The sequence below is a fragment of the Manganibacter manganicus genome, from assembly GCF_002075885.1.
In the GTDB taxonomy this organism is placed as follows: domain Bacteria; phylum Pseudomonadota; class Alphaproteobacteria; order Rhizobiales; family Rhizobiaceae; genus Mesorhizobium; species Mesorhizobium manganicum.
Map to the genome: position 1 here is coordinate 140644 of NZ_MDET01000045.1, position 26131 is coordinate 166774.

Below are 26131 nucleotides of genomic sequence, written 5' to 3' on the forward strand. Positions count from 1 at the left end.
GCCACGTCGTTGTCAATGCTCGAAGACAAGCGCGGTCGGATCGGCGCCAAGCTCCTTGAGCGCGGTGTTGATATCGGCAACCATGGCGTCAGGGCCGCAGATATAGAAGTTCTGGCTGAAATCCGTCACATGTTCCCTGAGAAAATCCTTATTGACGGGACCGGCGGGGAAACGGCCTGTCTTTTCGCCGGTCACCACGAAAAGCCGGTCAAGCCCGCCCATTGCCTCCCAGGTCTGGCGCAGGATGATGTCCTGCTCCGTTCTGTTGGAAAAGATCAGCCGATGGCCGGCGATTTCGCCCTTGTCGGCAAGGTCGCGCAAAATGGCTATGAAGGGCGTGACGCCGGCGCCGCCGGCAATGAAGGTGCCCTTGCCCTTGTATTGGATGGTGCCCCAGGGCGATCCGATCAGCAGTGCATCGCCCTTTTTCAGCGTGCTCAGCCGGTTTGTCACGCCGTCATGGTCTGAATAGATCTTGATGGTGAATTCCAGATGCGGTTCGCGCCGCAACCCGGTGAAGGTGAAGGGCCGCTTTTTTTTCGACCAGTCTTCGTGGTCGATCGACACGTTGGTCGCCTGACCGGGAACGAATTCATAGCCTTCCGGCCGCTCAAAACGGAACCGCCTTACATTATGGGTGACATTTTCGATGTCGAGGATCTGGACCCTGTGCGCCATGGCGGTTCTCCTTGATTACACTCATTAGTTTAGACGATCCTGAGCCTTGCAGGTTCCCGTTTCGCGCCGAATTGCCACAGCCCTCTGCGTTCAGGTGCCCGCCGAATAGGCGGCAATCGCCGCCATATTGACGATGTCGCTGTCCTTGGCGTTGAGCGATACGATCTGCACCGGCTTGTTCAGACCCACCAGCAACGGCCCGATGACGGTGGAGCCGCCGAGTTCCTGCAGCATGCGCGTCGAGATCGAGGCCGAGTGGAAGGCCGGCATGACCAGCACGTTGGCCGGGCCGGTCAGCCGGATGAACGGATATTGCGCCATCGCGCGCGGGTTGAGCGCGACATCGGCGGCCATTTCGCCGTCATACTCGAAATCGACGCGTCTTTTGTCCAGGATTTTCACGGCTTCCTGTATGCGCTCCGAGCGCTCGCCCTGCGGATGGCCGAATGTGGAATAGGCCAGCATCGCCACGCGTGGTTCATAGCCCATGCGCCGCGCAAAGTTCGCCGCCTCCTCGGCAATGTCGGCGATCTGCTCGGCGTTCGGCATGTCGTGAACGGCGGTGTCGGCAACGATTACGGTACGCCCCCTGGCCAGCACGATCGAAGCGCCGATGACGCAATGGCCCGGCCTCGCATCGATGGCGCGGCGGATATCCTCAAGCGCGGTGGAATAGTTGCGCGTCACGCCGGTGACGATGCCATCGGCATCGCCCAACGCCACCATACAGGCGGCGAAATGATTGCGGTCATTGTTGATCAGCCGCTGACAATCGCGAAACAAAAAGCCCTTCCGCTGCATGCGTTCATAGAGATAGTCGGTATAGACACCGTTGCGACGCGACAGGCGGGCGTTGATGATTTCAAGACCCGGCTTGTCGAGATCGATACCGACATTGCGAGCGTTCTCCCTGATAATGTCGTCGCGGCCGAGCAGGATGGCGGTGCCGAGCCTCTGGTTCACATAGGCCACCGCCGCGCGCATGACCTGTTGCTCCTCGCCCTCGGCGAAGACGATGCGCTTGGGCTGGCGGCGCACGCGGTCGTAGATGCGTTGCAAGGTGGAGGCGATCGGGTCGCGCCTGGCCGACAGTTCATTGGCGTATTTGTCGAGATCGATGATCGGGCGGCGCGCAACGCCCGAGTCCATCGCCGCCCTGGCGACGGCAAGCGGCACGGCCGAAATCAGGCGTGGATCGAACGGCACCGGAATTATGTAGGATGGGCCGAAGCGCGGGCGATTGCCCTGATAAGCGGCCGCGACGTCGTCCGGCACGTCCTTGCGGGCAAGCTCGGCCAGCGCGCGTGCGGCGGCGATCTTCATGTCGTCATTGATGGTCGTGGCCCTCACGTCGAGCGCGCCGCGAAAGATATAGGGAAAGCCCAACACATTGTTGACCTGGTTCGGGTAGTCGGAACGCCCCGTCGCCATGATGGCGTCGGCGCGGATTTCCGCCACCTCTTCCGGCGTGATCTCGGGATCGGGATTGGCCATGGCGAAGATGATCGGGTTTTCCGCCATAGAACGCACCATGTCGGGCGTCAGCGCGCCTTTGGCCGAGAGGCCGAAAAACACATCCGCACCGTCCAAGGCATCAGTCAGCGTGCGAGCCTCGGTCTTGACTGCATGCGCCGACTTCCACTGATTCATGCCTTCGGTACGACCCTGCCAGACAACCCCCTTGGTGTCGCACAGGGTAATATTCTGTGGCGCAAAGCCCATCGCCTTGATCAGTTCGATGCAGGCGATGCCGGCTGAACCGGCGCCGTTGCACACCAGCTTCGTCGTCTTCATGTCGCGGCCGGTGATTTCCAGTGCATTGATCAGGCCGGCCGTGGCGATGATGGCGGTGCCGTGCTGATCATCATGAAAGACGGGAATGTCCATCAATTCGCGCAGACGCTGCTCGATGATGAAGCATTCGGGCGCCTTGATGTCTTCCAGATTGATGCCGCCGAAGGAGGGACCGAGATAGCGCACGCAATTGATGAACTCGTCGGCGTCCTCGGTGTCGACCTCGAGGTCGATGGCGTCGACGTCGGCGAAGCGCTTGAACAGCACCGCCTTGCCTTCCATGACCGGCTTGGAGGCGAGCGCGCCGAGATTGCCCATGCCGAGGATGGCGGTACCGTTGGAGATGACCGCCACCATATTGCCGCGGCTGGTATAGTCGAAGGCGCGGCTCGGATCCTCGGCAATCGCCCTTACCGGCACGGCGACACCCGGCGAATAAGCAAGGCTCAGATCGCGCTGCGTTGTCATTGGCTTGGTGGGCATGATCTCCAGCTTGCCGGGCCGGCCCATGGCATGAAATTCCAGCGCCTCTTCGGGACTGACGGAGGGGCTGTTGTTTTCCGGTTTTCTGGCCATGGATCGACGGTTTTCCTCACGCATGCCGCATGGCCGGTAGCAGGCCGCGGCTTTCTTTTGTGGACCATTCGGCGTTAAGGCTACACTTCGGCGCTGTAAATCGCCAAGCATAAGCGGAACACATCGAAAATTTTGGAAACAGTTTCTTGAACGACGAAACGCCCATCCGTGCACAAGGCGTGCCCGCTGCCACAGGCGGCGCAACACCCATGATGGAGCAGTTCCTCGAAATCAAGGCGGCGAACCCGGATTCGTTGCTGTTTTACCGCATGGGCGATTTCTACGAACTGTTTTTCGACGACGCGGAAAAGGCGAGCGCCGCGCTCGGCATCGTCCTGACCAAGCGCGGCAAACATCGGGGCGCCGACATCCCGATGTGCGGCGTGCCGGTACATGCCGCCGACGACTATCTGCAAAAGCTGATCGCGCAAGGCTTCCGCGTCGCGGTCTGCGAGCAGATCGAAGATCCGGCAGAGGCGAAGAAGCGCGGCTCCAAGTCGGTGGTCCGGCGCGACGTGATCCGGCTGGTGACACCCGGCACCATCACCGAGGACAAGCTGCTGGCGCCGGCCGAGGCCAATTATCTGATGGCGCTGGGGCGGGTGAAGGGGGCGGGCGACGCGACGGGGAACAAGGGCAGCTTCGCGCTCGCCTGGATCGACATTTCCACCGGCGCCTTCCATGTCTGCGAGACGACCGCCGAAAGGCTTCTCGCCGATATCGCCCGCGTCGATCCGCGCGAATTGCTCGTCGCCGAGCCGGTGTTCTTCGATCCCGACCTCAAGCCGGTGTTCGATCTTCTTGGCCGCGTCACCAGTCCGCAGCCGGCGAACCTGTTCGATTCAGCCGCGGCGCCGCAGCGCATTGCGCGCTTCTTCGAGGTGGCGACACCGGACAGTTTCGGCACATTCTCACGCGCCGAATTGGCGGCGATCTCCGCGACCATCGCCTATGTCGAGAAGACGCAGAAGGCCGAACGGCCGCCGCTGTCGCACCCGCAGCGCGAGGAAAACGGCGCGAGCCTGTTCATCGACCCGGCAACGCGCGCCAATCTCGAACTGCTGCGCACCTTGTCGGGCAACCGCGACGGTTCGCTGGTCAAGGCGATCGACCGCACCGTGACCGGCGGCGGCGCGCGGCTTCTGGCCGAGCGGCTGACAGCGCCGCTGACCGATCCGGCGGCCATCGCCGAGCGGCTCGATTCGGTGTCCTTTTTCAGAACTGAACCGAGACTGTGCGAGGCCCTACGGCTGGCGCTGAAGGGCGTCGCCGACATGCCGCGCGCGCTTTCGCGGCTGGCGCTCAACCGCGGCGGCCCGCGCGATCTCGGTGCATTGCGTGCCGGCTTCCAGGCGGCACGAGAGATTGCCGGGCTTTTCACCGACAAAAGCGCGCCGAAGGAACTGGCGTCGGCCATCGCGGCCATTCGCTCCCTGCCTTCTGCGCTCGCCGATCATCTGGGCCAGGCGCTGGCCGACGAATTGCCGCTGCTCAAGCGCGACGGCGGCTTCCTGCGCGCCGCCTATCATACCGAGCTGGACGAAATGCGGGCGCTGCGCGACAGCACGCGCAAGGTCGTTGCCGCCATGGAGCGCGACCTTGCCGAGGAAACCGGCATCAGATCGCTAAAGATCCGGCACAACAATGTGCTGGGCTATTATATCGAGGTGACCGCCAACCATGCCGGCACAATGAACGGCACGGACGACGCCAAGGCGCGATTCATCCATCGCCAAACCATGGCCAACGCCATGCGCTTCACCACCACCGAACTGGCGGGGCTGGAAACGAAGATCGCCAATGCCGCCGACCGCGTATTGGCCATCGAACTTGCCGCCTTCGAGACGCTCGTCGCGGAGGCCGTGGCCGAGGCGGAAAAGATTCGCGCAGGCGCGCAGGCACTTGCGGTGCTCGACGTGTCGGCGGCGCTGGCGCTGCTCTCGGAGGCTGAGAACTGGTGCCGACCGCAGGTGGATGCCAGCCTCGCCTTTACGATCGACGGCGGACGGCATCCGGTGGTGGAACAGGCGCTGCGCCGCTCGGGCGAAGGGCCGTTTGTCGCCAATGATTGCGACCTCTCACCCGAAGGGGACGGTCTGGCTGGCGTCATCTGGCTGCTTACCGGCCCCAATATGGGCGGCAAATCGACTTTCCTGCGCCAGAATGCCCTTGTCGCCATTCTCGCGCAGATGGGCTCCTTCGTGCCCGCGCAAAGCGCGCATATCGGCGTGGTGGACCGGCTGTTCTCCCGCGTCGGCGCCTCCGACGATCTGGCGCGCGGACGTTCCACCTTCATGGTCGAGATGGTGGAGACGGCGGCCATCTTGAATCAGGCCGGCGAGCGGGCGCTGGTGATCCTCGATGAGATCGGCCGCGGTACCGCCACGTTCGACGGGCTGTCCATCGCCTGGGCGGCGGTGGAATATCTGCATGAGAAAAACCGCTGTCGGGCGATTTTCGCCACGCATTTCCATGAGATGACGGCGCTTTCCGGCAAGCTGTCGCGCCTGCACAATGTCACCATGCGGGTGAAGGAGTGGGAGGGCGATGTCGTCTTCCTGCACGAGGTCGGCATGGGCGCGGCCGACCGCAGCTACGGCGTGCAGGTGGCGCGCCTCGCCGGGCTGCCGGAAGCGGTGGTGGCGCGCGCCCGCGAGGTGCTGCACCAGCTTGAGGAAGGCGAGATCGCCGGCAAGGCCGACCGGTTGGTGGACGATCTGCCGCTGTTTTCGGTCGCGGTAAAGCGCGAGACGGCCAAACCTGCAAAGCATGACAACGCGTTGGGCGGCGCACTGGCCGCGCTCCACCCCGACGAGATGACGCCGCGCGAAGCGCTGGAGGCGCTGTATCGCTTGAAAGGGATGTCGAGCGGCTAATAGAGCACGGCCCATGACAACAGGACGTTACGGAAGGCCCACTTGCGATCATGGCCATCCACACCGAAGGCGAGATTATGCCGCCTTGTGGCCGCTGCCGAAATTCATTTCCGGCATTGTCGGTTTCCGTGCTCCCCGCCCGTCCTAGGTATGTGCAAGCGAAGGAGAACTGTCATGCAGAACCTTACCCCTGCAACGGAGCTGGCCGAACGAAACGCCTATCGCGTTCCTCATGAGAGCGCAGAATACCGCAAAGCGCGCACGGCGCTTTTGGCCGAGGAGATCGAACTCAGGCGTCATATCGAACGCGTTGCCAAGCAGCGTCGCGCCCTGCCGCCCGGCGCCGAAATCAAGAAGGACTACGTGTTCAAGGGCGAAAACGGGCCGGTGCATTTCGCAGAACTTTTCGGCAGTCACGATACGCTGGCGATCTATACCTATATGTTCGGGCCGGAGCGGCAACGGCCATGCCCCATGTGCACAGCCATGCTGGGCGGGCTCGCCGGCAATGCCGCCGATATTCGACAGCGCATGGCGCTCGCCGTCGTGGCCCGCGCGCCGATCGACCGATTGCTCGCCTTCAAGCAGGAACGTGGATGGACGAATCTTCCGCTCTATACCGACGCGGACGAGGCGTTCGGTCGCGATTTCGGCAACTGGACCGATGAGGGTGACTGGCCGGGCTATCACGTATTTAGCAAGCGCGACGGCTCTATCCGGCATTTCTGGAGCGGCGAGATGGGCGGGGAAACCGCCGATCCCGGCCAGGACCCGCGCGGGGCGCCGGACTTCACACCGCTGTGGAACGTGCTGGACACCGCGCCCGAGGGCCGCGACCCGCATTGGTATCCGAAGGTCGATTACGCCTGAGATTCTGTCTTGTGCGCCAGCGTTTTGCGGATTTCCGCCGTGAGCGCCTTGAGGTCGGCCTCGTCCAGCCGGCCGATATTCTCGGCAAGCAGATTGGCAAGTTCGGTGGCGGCTGGCGGCAGGCCGGCGGTAACCAGCTTGACGCGCGGATGCGAGCTTTCGGCGAGGCGCTGCAATTCCTCGGCGTCATCCCAGATGACATTGAAATAGCCGATAATCTTCTGGATCAGCGTCCAGCTCGGCACGCCGCGTCGCCCGTGCTCAAGCGCCGAAAGATAGGCGGCGCTGACGCCGATGGCGGCTGCCATCTCCTTCTGGTTCAGACCGCGCTCCTGCCGGAGCGCGCGGATGCGTTCGCCAAGCGGGGTCATGGCTTTCCAACACGGCGCAGACGGACATAGAGCGCGCCGCCGCCGCCGTGATGGCGCGCCGCGTGATCATGGCTCGACACCAGATGCCGGAAAGCCGGCGTCGAGAGCCAGGCCGGCACGGCGCGGCGCAACACACCATCGCCGCCCGATGACGATCCCTTCCCGGTGATGACCAGCACATAGCGGACGCCGCCAGCATGGGCGCGACTAAGGAAGGTATAGAGCAGCGAATAGGCCTCGCTTTGCGTCAGCCCGTGCAGATCGACACGGCCTTCGATGGGCAGCCGGCCTTTCGACAGCTTGTCGTGCGTCGGCACGTCCAATGCATGAAGGGCCGGCATGGGCTTCGGCTTGGCTGCGGGTGTCGCGGGTGCGGCGACGCGCGACTGCTCAACGGGAGCCGATTCGGGCGGCGGTGCAACGACTGGAACCTCAACGGCCCGCCTGCCCTTGAGCGGCATGGCGCTGCGGGCCACAAGGCTCCACAAGACGCGATCCTCCTCGCTCAATAGGTTTGCACTTCGGCTCATCGCACGGCCTCGGGCATGAGCGAACGCGGCACCAGAGCGAAGAAACCGGCCGAACTGCGCACCACGCCGGCAATCTCACCCGCCGCATCGCCCGAACCGGCAAAAAGATCGCCGCGCGCCGGGCCGGTGATGGCCGAACCGGTATCCTGCGCAATCATCAGCCGCCGGAAAGGTACGCCGCCGAACGCGGTCAGTGTCGGGGCGTCGACATAAAATGGCGTGCCGAATGTGTGCAGCAGGCGATCGACGGCAAGCGAGCGGCCGGGCGTCAGCGGCACCTTGGCGGCAGCCACCGGCCCCAATGCCGGACCGTCCACCGCGGCCTCGCGAAAGAAGATATAGGAGCGGTTCTGCCAAAGGATTTCGTCGATGCGTTCGGGATGGGTGCGAAACCAGCCGCGGATCGACTGCATGGTGACATCGGCCAGCGGAATCTCGCCGAGACCGGCGAGCACGCCGCCCGGCCCGGTGAAACGCTGGCCGGATTTGGCCGCATAGGTGACGCGCACCAATCGTCCGTCGGTCATCTTCAGCCGCGCGGCACCTTGCACATGAACGAAAAAGGCGTCCACTTTTTCGGCCAGCCAGGCGATTTCCAACCCCCTGCCCGCCAACGCACCGCTCTCGATGGCCGCGCGGTCGAAATATTCGACCAAGCCTGCCGGCGTCGCGCGGGCAAAAGCGAGATAGGGGTCCATGCCGGCCGGGCGATCGGCATCATCGACAGAAACGAGATCATGCGGCCGCGCCAGAAGCGGGACGGTAAATTTCCCGGTGCGAATCGGGGACGCTTCCACCTCCGGTTCGTAGAAGCCGGTCACGAAACCGTCACCGGCTATGCGTGCGGCCAGGAAGTGCCGTTCAAAGAAGGCGCGCGCGATATTTCGATTCGATACCGAAACAGCCCTTGCTTCAGCGTAGGCCGGTGCGAAAGCCTCGAAGGCGATGCCGAGCGCGCCACTACGATAAGGTTTTTCAAGTATATGGAAGGCGGAGCGGCGAAAGGCGGCAAACGTCGCCGCATGATCGTCTTCCTCCCAGCCGGGCAGATCCGCAAAGCGCGCCGGTTGAAAAAGGGGCGACAGCACCGCAGGGCCTCCAGTATCAGGCCTAGTCTTCCGCCTCGGTGGCGACCAGCTTCCAGTTGGGATCGCGCGAGCGGGTGTCGCGGGCAAAAGTCCACACATCCTTGACCTCGGCAACCGTCTCGGGGTCGCCGTCGATCACCGTACCCGCCTTGTCCAGCGTCGCGGAAATCAGTTCGCTGACGATACGCAGGGTGACATGCGCCTCGCCGCCCTTCATCTCGGCAGCGACGATGTCGGCCTTGTCGATACCAACAAAGGAGGACTGAACCTTTTCGCCCTTGCCCTCGCGGTCGGCGATGGCGGCAACGAAACCGTCATAAACTTCGCGCGACAGGAGATTTTTCAGCGTCTTGCGATCGCCCTCGGCATAGGCCATCACGATCATCTCATAGGCCATCTTGGCGCCATCGACGAACCCCTTGGGATCGAAGGCGGCGTCATTGTCCTTCACGGCGCGCAGGCCCTTGTTGAGATCGGTGTCCGCCTTAGCAATGGCGTCGATCGCCGCATAAGGGTCCGGCGCCGGTTCGCCGGCCGGGTTCTTGCGCGGCAGCGATACGACATTGTCCGCAGCCTTGCCGCTATCGGCATCGCCGGCGCGGGCGGTGCGATAGGGATCGAAGGGTGGCTTCTCGTTGCCGGTGCGCCGGCCCAGTACATTGCGCAACTGGAAAAAGATCACCACGGCGGCAACCAGGAAGAAGATCGTCCCGAAGTCGAAAAAGCCCATATCGTATGCCATTCAGTCCTTTCCCGACCGTTCATCCTGGCCACGCCGCCCTTGAGCATGCGATCATTGAAAAACATATAGATCGCGCTAGGGTATCATTCAAATCAAAGCCAGCCATACCTATGTGAAGAAGCCAATGCCAGCGGCGAATCGTCCGATGGCGCGCGATCGTGCGAACAGGATCACAATTTGCGGATATCCATTCTTCCTTTCCTCCTCCTGGCGTTCCCTTTGCTGGAGATTGCCGGTTTTGTTGTCGTCGGGCAACAGATCGGTGCGCTGGCGACGATCGGGCTGGTGATCGCCTCATCGATTGCCGGCAGCCTGCTGCTGCGCCATCAGGGGTTCGGCGTGATGGCGCGGGCGCGCCAGGAAATCGATGCGGGGCGTGATCCCAGCCGGCATCTCGCCCATGGCGTCATGGTCCTGCTGGCGGCGGTGCTGCTCATTATCCCCGGCTTCATCACCGATATTTTCGGCCTGCTGCTTTTCCTCCCGCCGGTGCGCGATCTCGCATGGCGGCTGTTTAAGAAGCGGATCGTGACCGTGACCAGCTTCGGCGCCGATTTCAGCACCGGCGGTTTCCGCTCGCGGGGCGGCAATCGCACGATAGACCTCGATGACGACGATTTCTCGCGCGACGACGACACAAATCCGCATGGCCGCGATCCCAACTCGCCATGGCGGCGGCTCGGCGGCGATTGATCCGCGAAAACCTTGTCTTGCCGGGCCGGCCATGATAGCCAAACCCCGATTTCAATCGGGGCCTGAAAGGTCCGAATAAGGGATAGGGCTCATGGCCGAAGACAAGAACGAGCAGCCGAAGGCCGCAGCAGGTAACGGCAATGGCAACGACGCCCAGCCGACACTCAACATCCTGGCGCAATATGTGAAGGATCTCTCCTTCGAGAATCCCGGCGCGCCGAACTCGCTGCGCGGCCGTGACCAGGCGCCCGGCATCGCCATCAACGTCAATGTCAACGCCAACCCGCTTTCCGACAACCAGTTCGACGTCGTGCTGACGCTAAACGCCAAGGCATCCGTCGAGAAGGACGTGCTGTTCAATGTCGAACTGGTCTATGGCGGCGTCTTCACCATCAGCGGCTTCCCGCAGGAGCACATGCTGCCGGTGTTGTTCATCGAATGCCCGCGCCTGCTGTTTCCCTTTGCGCGCCAGATCATCGCCGAGGCGACCCGCAATGGCGGTTTCCCGCCGCTGATGCTCGATCCGATCGATTTCGCACAGATGTTTCAGCAGAGAATGGCCGAGGATCAGGCGGCATCCAAGGTCAAGGTGAGCTGACCTCCCTCGGCATTGAAAATTCCGAAGAAGCCCGGCCACGCGCCGGGCTTTTGTTATGAAGTTCTATTCCGTGGAAAATGTCCGCCATAGCGCCTTTTCGCCGAGCGTTTCGACCATGGCGGCATGAGCGGCACGCTCGGCCTCGCTGAGACGCGGCGGCAAGGGCGTGGGCCTTGCAATGACGGTGATGTGGGCGGCTTCAACCGCATCGCCGTTTTGGCCGCCGGCACTTGCCGTATCCAATATGAGCGCGGCCTGCTTTCCGCCGACCAGTTCGATGTAAACTTCCGCGAGCAGCTCGGAGTCGAGCAACGCGCCATGCTTGGTGCGGTGCGCATTGTCGATGCCGTAGCGCCGGCACAATGCATCCAGCGAATTCGGCCCCATCGGGTGTTTGCGGCGCGCCAGCGCCAGCGTGTCCACGACCCATTCCTGCCCGACCGCCGGATGGCCAAGGCGGGCGAACTCGGCGTTGATGAAGCCCATGTCGAAGCCGGCATTATGGGCAACCAGCTTGGCGCCATCGATGAAGGCGAGAAATTCCTCGGCGATCTCCGCGAAGCCCGGCTTCCCGACCAGATGTTCGGCACTGATGCCATGCACGGCCTGAGCATCGACATTGATCGCGCGGCCCTGCGGGTTGATGTAATGGTGGAAGGTGCGGCCGGTGGGGAAACGGTTGACCATCTCGATACAGCCAAGCTCGATGATGCGATCTTCGCGCGCATCGAGGCCGGTGGTTTCAGTATCGAAAATGATTTCACGCATCGATTCGCTCCGTTCTGCGAAAGTGGCGGTTTGCGCCTCCATCGGCAAGGCTTTCCAGATCAAACATCTGGCTGCTCAGGCGCTCTGCGGCGATTCGGCCAGCCCTTGAAGAAACGGCTCTGGCGTCGGCCCTGATTTCTGGAAACTCAGGCCGTCCGGCATGTGAACGGTAGAAGTCGGGACGGCCAGTTCGCCACCATGCGCGCGCACAATGTTGCCGATCTTCAAAAGAATATCCTCCTTGATCGACATGTACTCATTGTAATCCGTGGTTTGCGTGAAGGCATACAGGAACATTTTCAGCGCGAAATCGCCATAGGAATCCATCTGGAAGACAAAGAAGTCGTGCTCGATACCCGGATGCTCGGAAAGCAGTTTGTTGGCGTCGGCAACGATGGCCGGCACCTTGTCGATATCGCGATAGCGCAGGTGCAGATATTCCTGAATGCGGCGCGCGGTCATGCGCGAATGGTTAATCAGGACCGCGGTATTGAACATCGCGTTCGGCACGTAGAACGGCCGGCGATCGAATCCCATAACGCGGGTGGCGCGCCAGCCGATCGACTGCACCTCGCCCATGACCTCCGTGCCGGGCATGATGATCCACTCCCCGACCTTGAAAGGCCGGCTGGCGTAGATCGTCAAGCCGCCGAACAGATTGGCGACGAGCCCCTGGGCGGCGAAACCGATCGCGATGCCGCCAATGCCGCCGAACGCGAGAAGACCGGAAATCGAAAACCCAAGCGACTGCATGGCCACCAGAATTGCCGTGATGATGATGGCGGCGCGTATAAGCTTGCCAATCGCGTCGATGGCGGTCGGGTCGATATCCTGGCCCTTGTTCTTGGCGCGGGCCTGAAATCCAATCTCCATCCTGCCGACGGCGCGCAACAGGAACCATACGACCAATGCAATAACCGCCAGATCGCGCGCAGGGGGGAAAAAACCAGACAGCAGCGTGAAACCGCCATCGCGGGTCAGAAAGCCGACCGCCAGCGTCAGGCCAACAATCCAGATAACGCCGTGAACGGGTGGGTTAAGCGATTCCAGAATGGCGTTTCGCCATATATTCCCAGCCGATGCTTCCCTATTGATGAAGGGAACAAGAATCCTGTCCACGATCTTGTTAAGTATAAGGACCGCCAGAATAACCAGAAAAGCGAATCCAATATTTGTCCATAGGGCGTAATGGTCTCCCATCCATGCTTGCAGATCAGTTAAATTCATCTGGAACGCGTCTCTTGTCTATCTTCTCAAAAGGCATGACTGAAGCATCGGCTCGGATGGGTCAAGAGCGGCCTTCCATGCCGAACTTTCGATGATCGCATGAAACCGGTTCCGTTTTGCAATAGAACGTGTGAGGCGTCACCGCGCCGACTAGGCCTTCGACAGCTTCGCAATGACGCGGCTGACGGCAGCGCGCGTCTCGTCAAAACTGCCGCTTGTGTCGATGACGAAATCGGCCTGCCGGCGCTTTTCGGCATCCGGCACTTGGCACGCCAGAATGTGTTGGAATTTTTCTTCCGTCATGCCCGGCCGGGCGAGAACACGCTGACGCTGGATTTCCGCCGGGGCGCTGACCACGACAATCTTGTCAACGCGGTCGCGTCCGCCGGTTTCAAACAGGAGCGGGATATCCAGAACCGCCAGTGCCGTGCCGGCTGCGCGTTGCGCTGCCAAAAACGCATCGGCATCGGCGCGCACCAGAGGATGAACGATGGCTTCCAGTCTTTTCAGAGCCGCCGGGTCACCGAGCACGGAACGGGCAAGTGCCTGACGGTCCACCACCCCGTCTGTGACAGTGCCCGGAAACGCCGCCTCGATCAGCGGTGCGGCCTTTTCGGCATAGAGCCGGTGTACCGCCTCGTCGGAATCATGCACCGGCACGCCGGCATCGGCAAACATCGTACCGACGGTGGATTTGCCCATGCCGATCGAGCCGGTGAGGCCAATCACGATCATGCGGCACCGCCAAGATCGGCAACGATCAGGGCGCGCAATTCTGCCGTGACCTGAGGCCGGTGGCCAAACCAGCGCTCAAAACCGGGAACGGCCTGATGCAGCAGCATGCCGAGCCCGTCCACCGTCTTCAGGCCACGACGGCGAGCAGCAGCGAGCAGCGGCGTTTCGAGCGGCACATAGACGATGTCGGTGACCAGCGCGTGAGCCGGCAGGAGCGCCGGATCGGCAGGCAAGTCTCCGCCTCCCTCCTTGCCCTGCATACCGAGCGAGGTGGTGTTGACGAGCAGGCCGGCATCCCCGAGCAGGTCGGCAAGCGCGCCTGACGCATGTGCGGAGATGCCCGCGCCGAAGCGCGCGGCCAGGCTTTCGGCGCGGGCAAGCGTGCGGTTGGCGATGCGGATGTCGGCCACGCCGCGTGCTTTCAGCGCATGCACGACGGCGCGCGCCGCACCGCCGGCGCCAAGCACCACGGCAGGGCCGTTGGCCGCCCAACCGGGTGCCCGCGCATCGAGATTGGCGGCGAACCCATAGGCGTCGGTGTTGCCGCCGCACAGGATACCATCCTCGAACCACAGCGTATTGATCGCGCCGATGGCCTCGGCCGCTTCATCGCAACGGCCGACAGCGGCAAACGCCGCTTCCTTGTGAGGGATAGTGACATTGCCGCCGGCAAAGCCACATTCGGCAAGACTCGACAGGAACGCGCCAAGGTCCTGCGGCGCGACGTCGATGGCCCGGTAGGAACCGTCGAGCCCAAGGGTTTTCAGCCAATGGCCATGGATCATCGGCGAACGCGAATGCGCGATCGGATGACCGATGACAAAAGCTCTCCTCGCAACCTCAGCCATCGATGGCCCCACACCGTCGCAGTTCTACAAGCAACGGCAGCAGCGGCAGGCCGACAATGGTAAAATAGTCGCCTTCGATTTTCTCGAAGAGCTGGATACCCTCACCCTCGATCTGATACGCGCCGACGCTTTGCAGGGCTCGTTCGCCGACCCGTGCCAGATGGCGCCCGATGAAGGCGGGATCGAGCTTGCGCATGGTGAGGTTTGCGATGCCGACATGACGCCACAACACCTTGCCGTCGCGCGCCAGCACGGCCGCGCTGTTCAACTGATGCGTTTTGCCCGACAGCGCCAGCAGATGGCGGCGCGCACCCTCCATATCGGCGGGCTTGTGAAAGATTTCGTCGCCGAGAGACAATGTCTGGTCGCAGCCGAGAACCAGTGCGCCGGGCTTGCGTGTGCTGACATTTACGGCTTTGGCTTCGGCCAGCACCAAGGCGACATCCTCCGGCGAGGCGCCGCTATTCTTGAGCGGCGCTTCCAGTGTTCGCTCATCGAGTTCGGCCGGAACCGTCTCCACGGCAATACCGGCATCGATCAGGATCGCCTTGCGGAACGGACTGGCGGAGGCAAGAATAATTTTTTCGGTCATTGTCCAATCCCTCTTTCTCGTCGCTATAGCATGATGCGGGATGGCGGAAAGGGAAAGCGTCCTACCTTCCCTTACCGCGCAAGGCCAGGATCGCGGCAGCCGTCTCCTCGATCGAACGGCGGCTGACATCGATCATCGGCCAACCGTAACGCGTGCAGATCTGGCGGGCATAGGCGAGTTCCTCGGTGATCGTCGCCCGATCCACATAGTCGGCGGATTCGTAATTCGTCGTTGCGCCCAGAATGCGGTTCTGGCGGACATGCGAAATCCGCTCGATCGTCGCGATCAGACCGACGATCAATGGTGCTTTGGCATCGACCAGCACCTGTGGTACCGGCACACCGAGTACGATCGGGATATTGGCGGTCTTGATGCCGCGATTGGCAAGATAGATGCTGGTCGGCGTCTTGGAGGTGCGTGAAATGCCGATCAGCACGATATCGGCATCATCCATATTGGCGGGCAACTGGCCGTCATCATGCTCCATGGTGAAATTCAGCGCATCGATGCGGCGGAAATAATCGGCATCCAGCACATGCTGCGCGCCAACACGCCGGCCGGCCGGCGTGCCGAGATAGGATTGGAACACGCCAAGCACCGGCTCCAGAACCGAGACGCAAGGCAGGCCCATGGCCGCGCTGCGCTCGTCGATGCTGCGCGCCAATTGCTGATCGACCACCGTGTAGAGGATGATGCCAGGCTCTTCCTCGATGTCCTCGAACACCTTCATGAGTTGTTTGTCGTTACGCACCAGCGGATACATATGCTCGATCGCGCGTGCATCCTTGTATTGGGCTGCGGCAGCCCTTCCGGCCGCCAGCAGGGTCTCGCCAGTGGCATCCGAAATCAGGTGCAGATGAAAGAAGCTCTGGGGTTTGTTCACAGGATCTGTGGGCTTTCTGTGGGTAAATGTGGGCAGCCGGACTGGAAGCGGTTACCGGTTCGGCACGACTGTATCAGATGCCGACTTGTCCACAATTCATGCCGCTGTCCGTTTGTTTTCCAACTTGGGGAAAAGAACGGGGAAGACATAGATCATTATGCCAAAACCCACAGGCGAGGTTTTCTCGGTTCGATCTGAAATCATTGAATCGGCAAAGTGAATTCCATCCATCCACAAATTCCCGAACAGGGTTCACCGCTATACGCGACATTATGGTGGCTGGCCTTTTCCGGCACAGCATTGGACAAACGACAATCACCGATTCCAACAGACTCTTAGAATCAAAAGACTCTTTTCTAAAAGATATTTGATTATTTATAGTTGTTCGAAGGCGAGAAAAAATGGCTGAAACGCAATCCATGCTGAGGGCGCTGAGAGGCGAAGCGGTGTTTCCACCCCCGCTCTGGATGATGCGCCAGGCGGGGCGTTATCTGCCTGAATATCGCGAGTTGCGCCGCAAAGCGGGCAGTTTCCTGGACCTTTGCTACAATCCGGATTTCGCGACTGAAGTGACTATGCAGCCGATCAGGCGGTTCGGCTTCGACGCTTCCATCCTGTTTTCCGATATTCTGGTCGTGCCGCATGCGCTTGGCCGCGACCTGAACTTCGAGGAGGGCCGTGGCCCGGTCCTTACGCCCATCACGGCAAGCGAAATAGCGGCACTGAACACGGAAACGTTTCACGTGAATCTGGCGTCGGTTTATGAAACCGTGCGCCGGCTGCGCGAAAAACTGCCGGCCGAAACCACGCTGATCGGCTTTTGCGGCGCGCCCTGGACGGTGGCAACCTACATGATTGCCGGCCATGGCACGCCCGATCAGGCGCCAGCGCGGCTGTTTGCGTACCGCGAGCCGGAAGCGTTTCGCAAACTGCTCAGTATTCTGGCCGAGCAATCGGCGGCCTATCTGATCCGGCAGATCGAGGCCGGTGCCGATGTGGTGCAGATTTTCGATAGCTGGTCCGGTGTGCTGGACGAGGCTTCCTTTCAGGCCTATTGCGTCGAACCGGTCGCCGAGATCGTGCGGCGCGTGCATGCGGCGCATCCAGGGGTGCCGGTCATCGGCTTTCCGAAAGGCGCCGGCGCCAATTACGCCAGCTATCGCGAGCGGACCGGGGTGCAGGGGCTGGGGCTCGATTGGTCCGTGCCGCTTTCGCAGGTGCTTGCCTTGCAGCAGGGTGGCGCGGTGCAGGGTAATCTCGATCCGCTGCGACTCGTTGCCGGCGGCAAGGCGCTACACGAGGGCGTGGACAGGATTTTGAGGACGCTGGGCCAAGGCCCGCTGGTGTTCAATCTAGGGCATGGCATTATTCCGGAAACGCCGATCGCCCATGTCGAGGAAATGGTCAGACTGGTGAGGAACGCGGCATGACGGCGACGGGAAACGCCAACCAGAACAGCGGCGCGATCGCTATGAAGCGCGCGGCCATCGCCATTGGCGTCTTTCTCGTTCTGACGGCGCTGCTGTTTTTGTTCGGCACGGATAGTTTCTATCCCTGGGCCAAGGCGATCCATGTGATCGCTGTCATCTCATGGATGGCCGGCATGCTCTATCTGCCGCGGCTGTTCGTCTATCATGTCGAGGCCGAAAAAGGGTCGGTTCAGTCCGAGACGTTCAAGGTGATGGAGCGGCGGCTTTTGCGCGGCATCATCAACCCGGCGATGATCGTCACCTGGGTTTTCGGGCTATGGCTTGCCTGGAAAGGCTTCGGCTTCCAGGGTGGTTGGCTGCACGCCAAGATCGCGCTGGTCATCGTCATGTCGGCGATTCATGGCTATCTGTCGGCTTCAGTGCGGAAGTTTTCCGAAGATCGCAATGAAAAGCCCGCACGACACTGGCGCATCGTCAATGAAATTCCCACATTGCTGATGATCGCGATCGTCATTCTGGTCATCGTCAAGCCGTTCTGATCCTGAAATCGTCGCTTGCGCTTTCGATGAGCCGGCGCTACACAACGGGTCTTCCTTTCGCCATGCGCCGCCTATCTTGTTTCGGCCGCGCGGGCATTCATCGCATTCAGTCGATTATTTTTCCCCCGCTCATGCCCAGAGTCCATCCATGCAGGAAATGAAGCTTACAGAATTCAAGAACAAGAAGCCGCCGGAGCTGATCGCCTATGCGGAAACGCTTGAGGTCGAAAACGCCAGCGTGATGCGCAAGCAGGAGCTGATGTTCGCGATCCTGAAGAAACTGGCGGCGCAGGATATCGAGATCATCGGCGACGGCGTGGTCGAAGTGCTGCAGGACGGTTTCGGGTTCCTGCGCTCGGCCAACGCCAACTATTTGCCCGGTCCTGACGATATCTACATCTCGCCCTCGCAGATCCGCCGCTTTTCGCTCAAGACCGGCGATACGGTGGAAGGGCCGATCCGCAGCCCGAAGGAAGGCGAACGTTATTTCGCGCTTCTCAAGGTCAACACCATCAATTTCGACGATCCGGAAAAGATCCGCCACAAGATCCATTTCGACAATCTGACGCCGCTTTACCCGACCGAGCGGCTGAAGATGGAAATGGATGTTCCGACCGGCAAGGACATCTCGGCGCGCGTCATCGATCTGGTGGCGCCACTGGGGAAAGGTCAGCGCGCATTGATCATCGCGCCACCGCGTACCGGCAAGACGGTGCTGATGCAAAACATTGCCCATTCGATCACCACCAACCATCCCGAATGCTACCTGATCGTGCTGTTGATCGACGAGCGGCCGGAGGAGGTCACCGACATGCAGCGCTCGGTGAAGGGCGAGGTGGTGTCCTCGACCTTCGACGAGCCGGCCTCGCGTCACGTTCAGGTTGCCGAAATGGTGATCGAAAAGGCCAAGCGCCTGGTCGAGCACGGTCGCGACGTGGTCATTCTGCTCGATTCCATCACGCGTCTCGGCCGCGCCTACAACACCGTCGTGCCGTCATCTGGCAAGGTGCTGACCGGCGGTGTCGACGCCAACGCCCTTCAGCGGCCGAAGCGTTTTTTCGGGGCCGCACGCAACATCGAAGAAGGTGGATCGCTGACCATTATCGCGACCGGGCTGATCGACACCGGCAGCCGCATGGACGAAGTGATCTTCGAGGAATTCAAGGGAACCGGCAACTCGGAAATCCATCTCGACCGGAAGGTATCCGACAAGCGCATCTATCCGGCGATGGATATTCTCAAATCCGGCACGCGCAAGGAGGATCTGCTCATCCCACGCGCGGACCTGCAGAAGATTTTCGTGCTGCGCCGTATTCTAGCGCCAATGGGGACAACCGACGCGATCGAGTTCCTCATCGACAAGCTCAAGCAGACCAAGACAAACGCGGATTTCTTCGATTCGATGAATACCTGATCAGGTCTCGCGCAGCGCCGCTTCAAGCTTCACCGGGTCGGTGATAACGGGAAGACAGACAGGCCCGGTGCAAAGATAGGCACCGGGCTTTTTCGTGGGCGGCTCACCGGCGCCGGGCAGAAGAGGCAGGTCGGTTGTTGCGCCGATGGGAACGAAATGATCGACCCGGCGTGGGTCGGGTATCCGATTCGCCACCGAAACGAGCTTCGAGTCTTCAGTCTCATCTACGACGACCAGTTTCAACGGCTTGATGACAAGCGCGCACGCATTGACGATGCCGGCCTGGCCATAGGATTGGTGCCGCGCACGCCCGGCGGCATGTTCTGCGACCGCCCAGGCCTTTGCGTGCAGTTCGATATCGCCTGTGACATTGGCAAGCCGGGCCAAAGCTTCGACGATCTGTGCGGTTGCTGACGGGATCGCTTCATCGACATCGCCGCGGATCCTGAGTGGAACGTCCTCGGCATCGGATGTCGAAAGATAATAGCCGGTACCAGCGTCGTCGCCGTGCCAGCGGTCGAGCTGGGCGCATAAATCGCGCGCCTGTTTGATATATCTGGTTTGATGTGTGGCCTCATAGAGCGCGATCGCCGCATTGATCATCGCGGCATAATCGCTGGACAAGGCCGGGAACAGCGCTGCATCCTTGAGCCGGGAATGTGGCAGACGCCCTGCCCGCGCGCTGCCTGTGATAGAGTTGAACGCCGCGGCGGCCACATCGACCCAATCGCTGCGCGCGAACAGACGTCCGCCGTCGGCAAGAGCGGTAATGGCAAGGCCGTTCCAGTCGGTCAGCACCTTTTCGTCGCGCCCCGGCCGGACACGCTCTTCGCGTGCAGAGCGCAGCCGTTGTTTCAGCGGTGTGAACGTGTCGCTGTCGGCGATAGAGTCCGCCTGCTGCTGCAATGTCTGACGCAGTATCGGCTTTCCTTCCCAATTCTCAGGGTTGGACAATGTGATATATCTGTTGAATATATCAATGTCTGATCCGAGAACGGCTGCCAGCTCGTCCCGATCCCAGGTGTAGAACAGGCCTTCGTGTCCCTCGCTGTCGGCGTCGAGGCTGGACGCGAAGGCGCCGTCATCAACCAGCATTTCCCGCAACAGCCAGGCGATGCTTTCCTCGATTCGGACCCGGAACAGTTCGTTGCCGGTTTCCGCATAGACCCAGTTGCCCAGGCGAAGCAGTTGCGCATTGTCATAGAGCATCTTTTCGAAATGCGGCACCAGCCATTCGGCGTCGGTGGAATAGCGCGCAAGCCCACCGCCTATATGATCGTAGATTCCGCCTGCCAGCATGGTTTCTAGGCTGTGCAGAACCCTATCGCGATGCTCCCGGTTGCGGGTTTCCAGCCAAGATAGCCACAGCGTGGTCATGAAGGGTGTGTTCGGGAATTTCGGTGCTCCGCGCAGGCCGCCGAGCGTCCTGTCCATCATGCCGTCAATGCTTTCGGCAAGCGTCGTGAGCGTGTCTATGTCGAGAGAAGCCCTGTCGCGCGAGGCGGCTAGCCGTTCGCCGACATGGACAGTCAGTCCGTCCGCACTTTGGGTCAGGCTTTGCCGCTTTTCCCGCCACGCCTTGTCCACGGCCTCCAGAACCTGAATGAAGCCGGGCCGGCCATAGCGTGCTTCGGGAGGGAAATAGGTGCCACCCCAGAACGGCTTGCCATCGGGCGTCAGGAACATGGTGAGGGGCCAACCGCCCTGCTCGCCCATGGCAGCAAGTGCGGCCATATAGATCTGGTCGAGGTCCGGCCGCTCCTCGCGATCGACCTTGATATTGACGAACAGCCGGTTCATGACGGCCGCGACGTCTTCGTTCTCGAAGCTTTCATGCGCCATGACATGACACCAATGGCAGGCGGCATAGCCGATGGAGAGCAGGATAGGACGATCAAGCTCTTGCGCTTCGCGCAACGCGGCAGCCGACCAGGCGCGCCAGTGGACAGGATTGGCGCTGTGCTGCCGTAGATATGGGCTGGATTCGGCGGCAAGTAGGTTTTCGGGCGGTAAGGGCACTTTGATATCGACTTTCTCGTCTATGATAAGAAAGCTAGGGCGGTTCCGGTAAAGGTACAAATGATTTTCAGCGATTCCATTGTGGCGCTTTCGAGCGGTCGCCTTCCGGCCGGTGTTGCTGTAATTCGCATCTCTGGCCCGCATAGTCGATTCGCCATCGAAACGATCTCTGGAAGCATCCCTGCGGATCGGGTCGCGGCGTATCGGTCGCTACGCGCGTCCGACGGGCGCCTCCTCGATCGTGCCTTGGTACTGTTCTTTGCGGCTCCACGCAGCTTTACCGGCGAGGATGTTGCGGAACTTCACGTTCATGGCGGGCGCGCTGTTGTGGCAGCCGTGCTTGCGGCACTGACTGCTTTGGATGGCGTCCGCAGCGCCGAAGCCGGTGAGTTCACCCAGCGCGCCTTTCTCAATGGCAAGATCGATCTTACAGAAGCGGAGGCGCTGGCTGACCTGATTAATGCCGAGACGGAAGCACAGCGGCGCTTTGCAAGCCTGAACGCCGGCGGTGCGCAAAGCCGACTTTATCAGGAATGGCGGCGGCGGTTGATCCATGCGCGTGCGATGATCGAAGCCGAGATCGATTTCACCGATGAGGAGGATATTCCAGGTTCCATCGCGGAGACGATATGGGCCGACATGGAGATGCTGGCGTCGGATATCACACGCCATATGGATGGATTTGCTGCCGCTGAAATCCTGCGTGAAGGTTTCGACGTTGTCATCCTAGGCGCGCCGAACGCTGGAAAGTCCAGCCTGTTCAATGCGCTGGCGCGTCGGGACGCGGCCATCGTTACAGACGAACCGGGCACGACGCGGGACCTGCTCGAGGTCGTGCTTGACCTGCATGGGTTGCGCGTCAGGGTTACTGACACGGCTGGGCTAAGGGAGACCACAGGTAAGGTCGAGGCTCTTGGGATCGAAAAGGCCAAGGCGCGAGCACGCGAAGCCGATTTGGTTCTGGCGCTGGAGGACTTGGCTCAACCGGTTTCCGTCGATGTCGATGGGATTGCGACACTGCGCGTTGGCACGAAGCCCGACCTGCTGGGGCCGATGTCTACTGATGTATCAGGCAGGTATGATCTTTGCGTCTCCGCAGTGACAGGCGCCGGCCTTGACGCCCTTCTTGGAGAGATTGGCCGCCGCGCGGAAGCCAGGATAGATTCGGCCGGCGAAATACTGCCGTCGCGGCAACGACATGTGGAACTATTGCGCGAATCCGTGCGGCATATTCATGCGTCGCTCGGTGCGGATCAAGCATTGGAACTGCGTGCTGAGGAATTGCGTCTCGCAGCCGATCGACTAGGGCGGATCGTCGGCGCCGTCGATGTCGAAGATCTTTTCGACGTGATCTTTTCACAGTTTTGCATTGGCAAGTGACTCACGTGAAACAACAAGCGCCGCCTGATTCACGTGAAACGCTGCATCCAGGCCCGTGTCATTGTTTCACGTGAAACGGTCCGCTTGACAGGAGTCGAGTGAGAGCCGAAGAGATGCGGATGATAGATAGTCAGGACAGGTTTGATGTGATCGTCGTTGGCGGCGGGCACGCCGGCTGCGAGGCTGCGAGCGCTTCGGCACGGGCAGGCGCTCGGACTGGGCTTGTCACATTGCGGCTTGATACAATCGGCGTGATGTCTTGCAATCCGGCCATCGGCGGTCTGGGCAAAGGGCATCTTGTGCGCGAGATCGACGCCATGGATGGTCTCATGGGCCGTATTGCCGACGCCGCAGGCATCCAGTTTCGCTTGCTCAATCGCCGCAAGGGTCCGGCAGTGCGCGGGCCGCGCACCCAGGCGGACAGAAAGCTCTACCGGCTCGCCATGCAGCGGGTCATCACGGCGCAGCCCAATCTTGAGGTGATCGAAGCCGAGGTGCATGACCTTGAGATCCAGGACGGCCGCCTTATCGCTGTTGTTCTGACTGACGGCCGCCGTCTCACCTGCGGTGCGGCTGTGTTGACCACCGGCACATTCCTGGGCGGATTGATCCATATCGGTGATAAGAAGATTGTCGCCGGACGCATGAACGAACAGGCATCGCATGGGCTATCGGCAACCATGGCGCGTGCCGGCTTTCGTCTCGGGCGCCTGAAAACCGGTACACCGCCTCGGCTTGATGGAAGGACGATCGACTGGGCTTCGCTCGATCGCCAGAAGGCGGATGAGGAACCAATCCCGTTCTCGCTGATGACGGAGCGGATCAGCAATCTACAGATCGAATGCGGTATCACGCGCACGACACCGGCGACCCACCAGGTTATCCGCGAAAATCTCAACCGCTCGGCCATGTATTCCGGATCGATCCAAGGAATAGGCCCGCGCTACTGCCCGTCCATCGAGGATAAGATAGTCAAGTTCGGTGATCGTGACGGGCATCAGATTTTTCTCGAACCGGAAGGATTGGATGACGATACGGTCTACCCCAACGGTATATCGACCTCCTTGCCCGAAGATGCCCAGCTTGCATTGCTGAAGACCATACCGGGGCTGGAGCGCGCGACCATGCTGCAACCCGGTTACGCGATTGAGTACGACCATATCGATCCGCGCGAGCTGAAGGCAACCCTCGAGACCCGACGTATGGGTGGTTTATTTCTCGCCGGTCAGATCAACGGCACGACGGGCTATGAGGAAGCTGGCGCGCAAGGTCTGCTTGCCGGTCTGAATGCGGCGCGGCGTGCCGCAGGTGCGGAACCCACCGTGCTGAGTCGCACAGAGGCCTATATCGGCGTGATGATCGACGATCTCACCAGTCGCGGCATCGTGGAGCCCTATCGCATGTTCACGTCGCGGGCAGAATTTCGGCTTGCGCTGCGGGCCGACAATGCCGACGAGCGGCTGACACCAAAGGCGCTGGATTTTGGCATCGTGTCGCGCGAACGCTCGCAACGGTTCCAAAGTGTCCGCGCCAAGATCGACGCCGCCCGGCGATTGGCGCGGTCCGTGTCGCTGACGCCGAACGAAGCGGCGCGTCACGGCCTGGAGATCAACAGGGACGGGGTGCGGCGAACGGCCTATGACCTTTTGACTTATTCTGGCGTCGATGTGGCATGGCTGGCAAGGATAGATCCGGCTTTCGGCGAACTGGATCACGGTACTGCGGAAGCTCTTGAAATCGAAGCAAAATATTCCGTCTATGTGGAACGGCAGCGCGCCGATGTGGAGCGGATGCGGCATGAGGAATCGGTGCTCATTCCCGATCACATCGATTTTTCCAACGTGCCGGGCCTATCCAACGAACTGAAATTGAAGATGCGTGAGCGGCGGCCGCGGTCGATCGCGGATGCCCAGCGCATGGAAGGCATGACACCTGCCGCGCTGGCGGTGATCGTAGCGCACGTCCGTAAAGACGGCGCCGCCTCCCGGAGGAGCGTGGCTTGAGCGCAGACCTGTTCAACCGGCTTTGTGACGTTGCCGGCCCTGTTTCACGTGAAACTTTCGTACGACTCGAGCGCTTTGAAAGCCAGTTCCTGAAATGGAATCGAAGCATCAATCTCGCGGCCCCCTCGACATTGGGCAATGTGTGGCAAAGGCATATACTGGACAGCGCCCAGTTGATGCCCCTTGCATCGAACGCATTGCGCTGGCTCGATCTTGGCTCGGGCGGTGGTTTCCCAGGGCTTGTTGTGGCCTGTCTGCTCAAGGAGCGGGGCGGGTCCATCGATCTGGTGGAAAGCAACCGTAAAAAGGCCGGGTTCCTGCAATCCATGATCGGCGAGTTCGAGCTGCCCGCCCATGTCGTCGCACGGAGAATCGAGGAAGTCGCTACATTGGTGACGAGTCCGCAGATCGTTACGGCTCGGGCGCTTGCGCCATTGCCGGTTCTGCTGGACCTTACGGCACCCTGGTTGACGACCGGAAGTCGCGCTCTGTTTCATAAAGGTCGGGATTACCGTACCGAAGTGGAAGAAAGCACTCACCGCTGGGCCTTCGATCTGGTAGAACACCAAAGCAAGGTCGATCCACAAAGCGTAATTCTCGAAATCGGCGGCCTCAAACGCGTTTGATCGAACGAAGGCGATGTGAATCGGCATGAATTTCTGGCATGGAACGATGAACAAGACCGGACCCCGTATTATCACCGTTGCCAATCAGAAGGGCGGCGTCGGCAAAACCACCACGGCCATCAATCTGGCGACGGCGTTGGCCGCCATTGGCGAGCAGGTGTTGATCGTCGATCTTGATCCGCAAGGTAATGCCAGCACGGGGCTGGGCATCGACCGGCGCGATCGCAATGTTTCTTCCTATGATGTGCTCACTGGCAGCCTCGAAATCGAGGATGCCGCAGTGGCAACTGCCGTTCCCGGTCTGTCCATCGTGCCCTCGACTCTTGATCTACTGGGCATAGAAATGGAGATTTCCTCGGCGCCGGATCGGGTTTTGCGCCTGCGCAATGCCGTGAGGGCGGCCAGCGAGCGGTCTCAATCCTTCGATTATGTGTTGGTCGATTGCCCGCCATCGCTCAATCTGCTGACGCTCAATGCAATGGCGGCGGCCGATTCGGTGCTGGTGCCGCTGCAATGCGAATTCTTCGCGCTTGAGGGCCTCAGCCAATTGCTGGAAACGGTGGAGCAGGTGCGCGCTTCGATCAATCCGGCGCTTGAAATCCAGGGCATCGTGTTGACCATGTTCGATGGCCGCAACAATCTCGCCAATCAGGTGGTACAGGATGTTCGTGCCCATATGGGGGACAAGGTCTATGAGACGGTGATCCCGCGCAATGTGCGCATATCGGAAGCACCGTCCTACGGCAAGCCGGCGATACTCTACGATTTGAAATGCTCCGGCAGCCAGGCCTATCTGCAACTGGCATCCGAGGTTATTCGCCGCGAGCGTCATCAACGCGCTGCATGACCGA

At 61.0% G+C, this 26131-nt stretch carries 24 protein-coding genes; 11 read left to right on the top strand and 13 right to left on the bottom strand.

What is annotated here, in order from left to right:
- Positions 1–12: 12 nt before the first annotated feature.
- Together BFN67_RS19820 and BFN67_RS19825 are read right to left on the bottom strand one after the other, a co-directional pair.
- On the bottom strand, positions 13–678 hold the full coding sequence (locus tag BFN67_RS19820; RefSeq protein WP_080921214.1) for an FAD-binding oxidoreductase: 666 nt from the start codon (positions 676–678) through the stop codon (positions 13–15).
- Between the two features lie 90 nt (positions 679–768).
- Entirely contained in the window at positions 769–3048 is a 2280-nt protein-coding gene (locus BFN67_RS19825; protein ID WP_080921215.1) for an NADP-dependent malic enzyme, read from the bottom strand.
- A 146-nt stretch (positions 3049–3194) separates the two neighbouring features.
- On the opposite strand from BFN67_RS19825, the gene mutS reads away from it, so the two are divergent.
- Both mutS and BFN67_RS19835 read left to right on the top strand, forming a co-directional pair.
- Positions 3195–5924: a DNA mismatch repair protein MutS gene (gene mutS, locus BFN67_RS19830; RefSeq protein WP_245295350.1), complete on the top strand. Its 2730-nt coding sequence runs from the start codon at positions 3195–3197 to the stop codon at positions 5922–5924.
- 174 nt (positions 5925–6098) lie between these two features.
- Positions 6099–6794 carry a DUF899 family protein gene (locus BFN67_RS19835; protein ID WP_139789269.1) on the top strand — a complete coding sequence of 232 codons (696 nt, stop codon included), beginning with the start codon at positions 6099–6101 and terminating at the stop codon, positions 6792–6794.
- Here the strand turns inward: BFN67_RS19835 and BFN67_RS19840 are convergent.
- Genes BFN67_RS19840 through BFN67_RS19855 form a run of 4 tightly spaced genes read right to left on the bottom strand, consistent with a single transcriptional unit; the run spans position 6785 to position 9513 of the window.
- Complete coding sequence (locus tag BFN67_RS19840; protein WP_080921217.1) at positions 6785–7165, bottom strand: helix-turn-helix domain-containing protein; 381 nt, start codon at positions 7163–7165, stop codon at positions 6785–6787. The genes BFN67_RS19835 and BFN67_RS19840 overlap by 10 nt on opposite strands.
- Positions 7162–7695 (bottom strand): Smr/MutS family protein, encoded by a 534-nt coding sequence (locus BFN67_RS19845; RefSeq protein ID WP_080921218.1) that lies wholly within the window; start codon positions 7693–7695, stop codon positions 7162–7164. The genes BFN67_RS19840 and BFN67_RS19845 overlap by 4 nt, the downstream gene beginning before the upstream one ends.
- Positions 7692–8783, bottom strand: a complete 1092-nt coding sequence (mltA, locus tag BFN67_RS19850) for a murein transglycosylase A (protein WP_245295351.1) — start codon at positions 8781–8783, stop codon at positions 7692–7694. Before mltA ends, BFN67_RS19845 begins: the two co-directional genes overlap by 4 nt.
- Before the next feature lie 22 nt (positions 8784–8805).
- The gene (locus BFN67_RS19855; RefSeq protein ID WP_080921277.1) at positions 8806–9513 is read right to left on the bottom strand and encodes a Tim44/TimA family putative adaptor protein; all 708 of its coding nucleotides are present in this window, start codon (positions 9511–9513) and stop codon (positions 8806–8808) included.
- Positions 9514–9702: 189 nt separating this feature from the next.
- Here BFN67_RS19855 and BFN67_RS19860 point away from each other — a divergent pair, with 189 nt between their 5' ends.
- Both BFN67_RS19860 and secB read left to right on the top strand, forming a co-directional pair.
- Positions 9703–10218: an FxsA family protein gene (locus tag BFN67_RS19860; protein WP_080921220.1), complete on the top strand. Its 516-nt coding sequence runs from the start codon at positions 9703–9705 to the stop codon at positions 10216–10218.
- 91 nt (positions 10219–10309) lie between these two features.
- Positions 10310–10816 carry a protein-export chaperone SecB gene (gene secB, locus BFN67_RS19865; protein WP_080921221.1) on the top strand — a complete coding sequence of 169 codons (507 nt, stop codon included), beginning with the start codon at positions 10310–10312 and terminating at the stop codon, positions 10814–10816.
- Between the two features lie 63 nt (positions 10817–10879).
- Here secB and dnaQ read toward each other — a convergent pair whose 3' ends face one another.
- The 6 genes from dnaQ to BFN67_RS19895 form a co-directional block, all read right to left on the bottom strand.
- Positions 10880–11584, bottom strand: coding sequence for a DNA polymerase III subunit epsilon (dnaQ, locus tag BFN67_RS19870; RefSeq protein ID WP_080921278.1), 705 nt, complete (start codon positions 11582–11584; stop codon positions 10880–10882).
- A 75-nt stretch (positions 11585–11659) separates the two neighbouring features.
- Positions 11660–12703 (bottom strand): mechanosensitive ion channel family protein, encoded by a 1044-nt coding sequence (locus tag BFN67_RS19875; RefSeq protein WP_158083544.1) that lies wholly within the window; start codon positions 12701–12703, stop codon positions 11660–11662.
- A gap of 258 nt (positions 12704–12961) precedes the next feature.
- Positions 12962–13546, bottom strand: coding sequence for a dephospho-CoA kinase (coaE, locus tag BFN67_RS19880; protein WP_080921223.1), 585 nt, complete (start codon positions 13544–13546; stop codon positions 12962–12964).
- The gene (locus BFN67_RS19885; RefSeq protein ID WP_080921224.1) at positions 13543–14394 is read right to left on the bottom strand and encodes a shikimate dehydrogenase; all 852 of its coding nucleotides are present in this window, start codon (positions 14392–14394) and stop codon (positions 13543–13545) included. The genes coaE and BFN67_RS19885 overlap by 4 nt, the downstream gene beginning before the upstream one ends.
- On the bottom strand, positions 14387–14986 hold the full coding sequence (locus tag BFN67_RS19890) for a Maf-like protein (protein WP_080921225.1): 600 nt from the start codon (positions 14984–14986) through the stop codon (positions 14387–14389). The genes BFN67_RS19885 and BFN67_RS19890 overlap by 8 nt, the downstream gene beginning before the upstream one ends.
- 61 nt (positions 14987–15047) lie before the next feature.
- The gene (locus BFN67_RS19895; RefSeq protein WP_080921226.1) at positions 15048–15869 is read right to left on the bottom strand and encodes a pyruvate, water dikinase regulatory protein; all 822 of its coding nucleotides are present in this window, start codon (positions 15867–15869) and stop codon (positions 15048–15050) included.
- Between the two features lie 401 nt (positions 15870–16270).
- Here BFN67_RS19895 and hemE point away from each other — a divergent pair, with 401 nt between their 5' ends.
- The 3 genes from hemE to rho all read left to right on the top strand — a co-directional run bounded on the left by hemE (position 16271) and on the right by rho (position 19252).
- On the top strand, positions 16271–17299 hold the full coding sequence (hemE, locus tag BFN67_RS19900) for a uroporphyrinogen decarboxylase (protein WP_080921227.1): 1029 nt from the start codon (positions 16271–16273) through the stop codon (positions 17297–17299).
- Positions 17296–17838: a protoporphyrinogen oxidase HemJ gene (gene hemJ / locus BFN67_RS19905; RefSeq protein WP_080921228.1), complete on the top strand. Its 543-nt coding sequence runs from the start codon at positions 17296–17298 to the stop codon at positions 17836–17838. The genes hemE and hemJ overlap by 4 nt, the downstream gene beginning before the upstream one ends.
- Positions 17839–17986: 148 nt before the next feature.
- Positions 17987–19252 (top strand): transcription termination factor Rho, encoded by a 1266-nt coding sequence (gene rho, locus BFN67_RS19910; protein WP_139789270.1) that lies wholly within the window; start codon positions 17987–17989, stop codon positions 19250–19252.
- Here rho and BFN67_RS19915 read toward each other — a convergent pair whose 3' ends face one another.
- A complete protein-coding gene (locus BFN67_RS19915) occupies positions 19253–21271 on the bottom strand; it encodes a thioredoxin domain-containing protein (protein ID WP_080921280.1) in 2019 nt (672 codons plus the stop codon).
- Positions 21272–21331: 60 nt separating this feature from the next.
- Between BFN67_RS19915 and mnmE the strand changes: the two genes are divergently transcribed.
- The 4 genes from mnmE to BFN67_RS19935 all read left to right on the top strand — a co-directional run bounded on the left by mnmE (position 21332) and on the right by BFN67_RS19935 (position 26127).
- Positions 21332–22651, top strand: coding sequence for a tRNA uridine-5-carboxymethylaminomethyl(34) synthesis GTPase MnmE (gene mnmE / locus BFN67_RS19920; RefSeq protein WP_080921229.1), 1320 nt, complete (start codon positions 21332–21334; stop codon positions 22649–22651).
- A 119-nt stretch (positions 22652–22770) separates the two neighbouring features.
- Entirely contained in the window at positions 22771–24654 is a 1884-nt protein-coding gene (mnmG, locus tag BFN67_RS19925; RefSeq protein WP_080921230.1) for a tRNA uridine-5-carboxymethylaminomethyl(34) synthesis enzyme MnmG, read from the top strand.
- Positions 24651–25280 carry a 16S rRNA (guanine(527)-N(7))-methyltransferase RsmG gene (rsmG, locus tag BFN67_RS19930; RefSeq protein WP_080921231.1) on the top strand — a complete coding sequence of 210 codons (630 nt, stop codon included), beginning with the start codon at positions 24651–24653 and terminating at the stop codon, positions 25278–25280. Before mnmG ends, rsmG begins: the two co-directional genes overlap by 4 nt.
- A 46-nt stretch (positions 25281–25326) precedes the next feature.
- Positions 25327–26127: a ParA family protein gene (locus BFN67_RS19935; RefSeq protein ID WP_080921281.1), complete on the top strand. Its 801-nt coding sequence runs from the start codon at positions 25327–25329 to the stop codon at positions 26125–26127.
- The last annotated feature ends 4 nt before the right edge of the window (positions 26128–26131 follow it).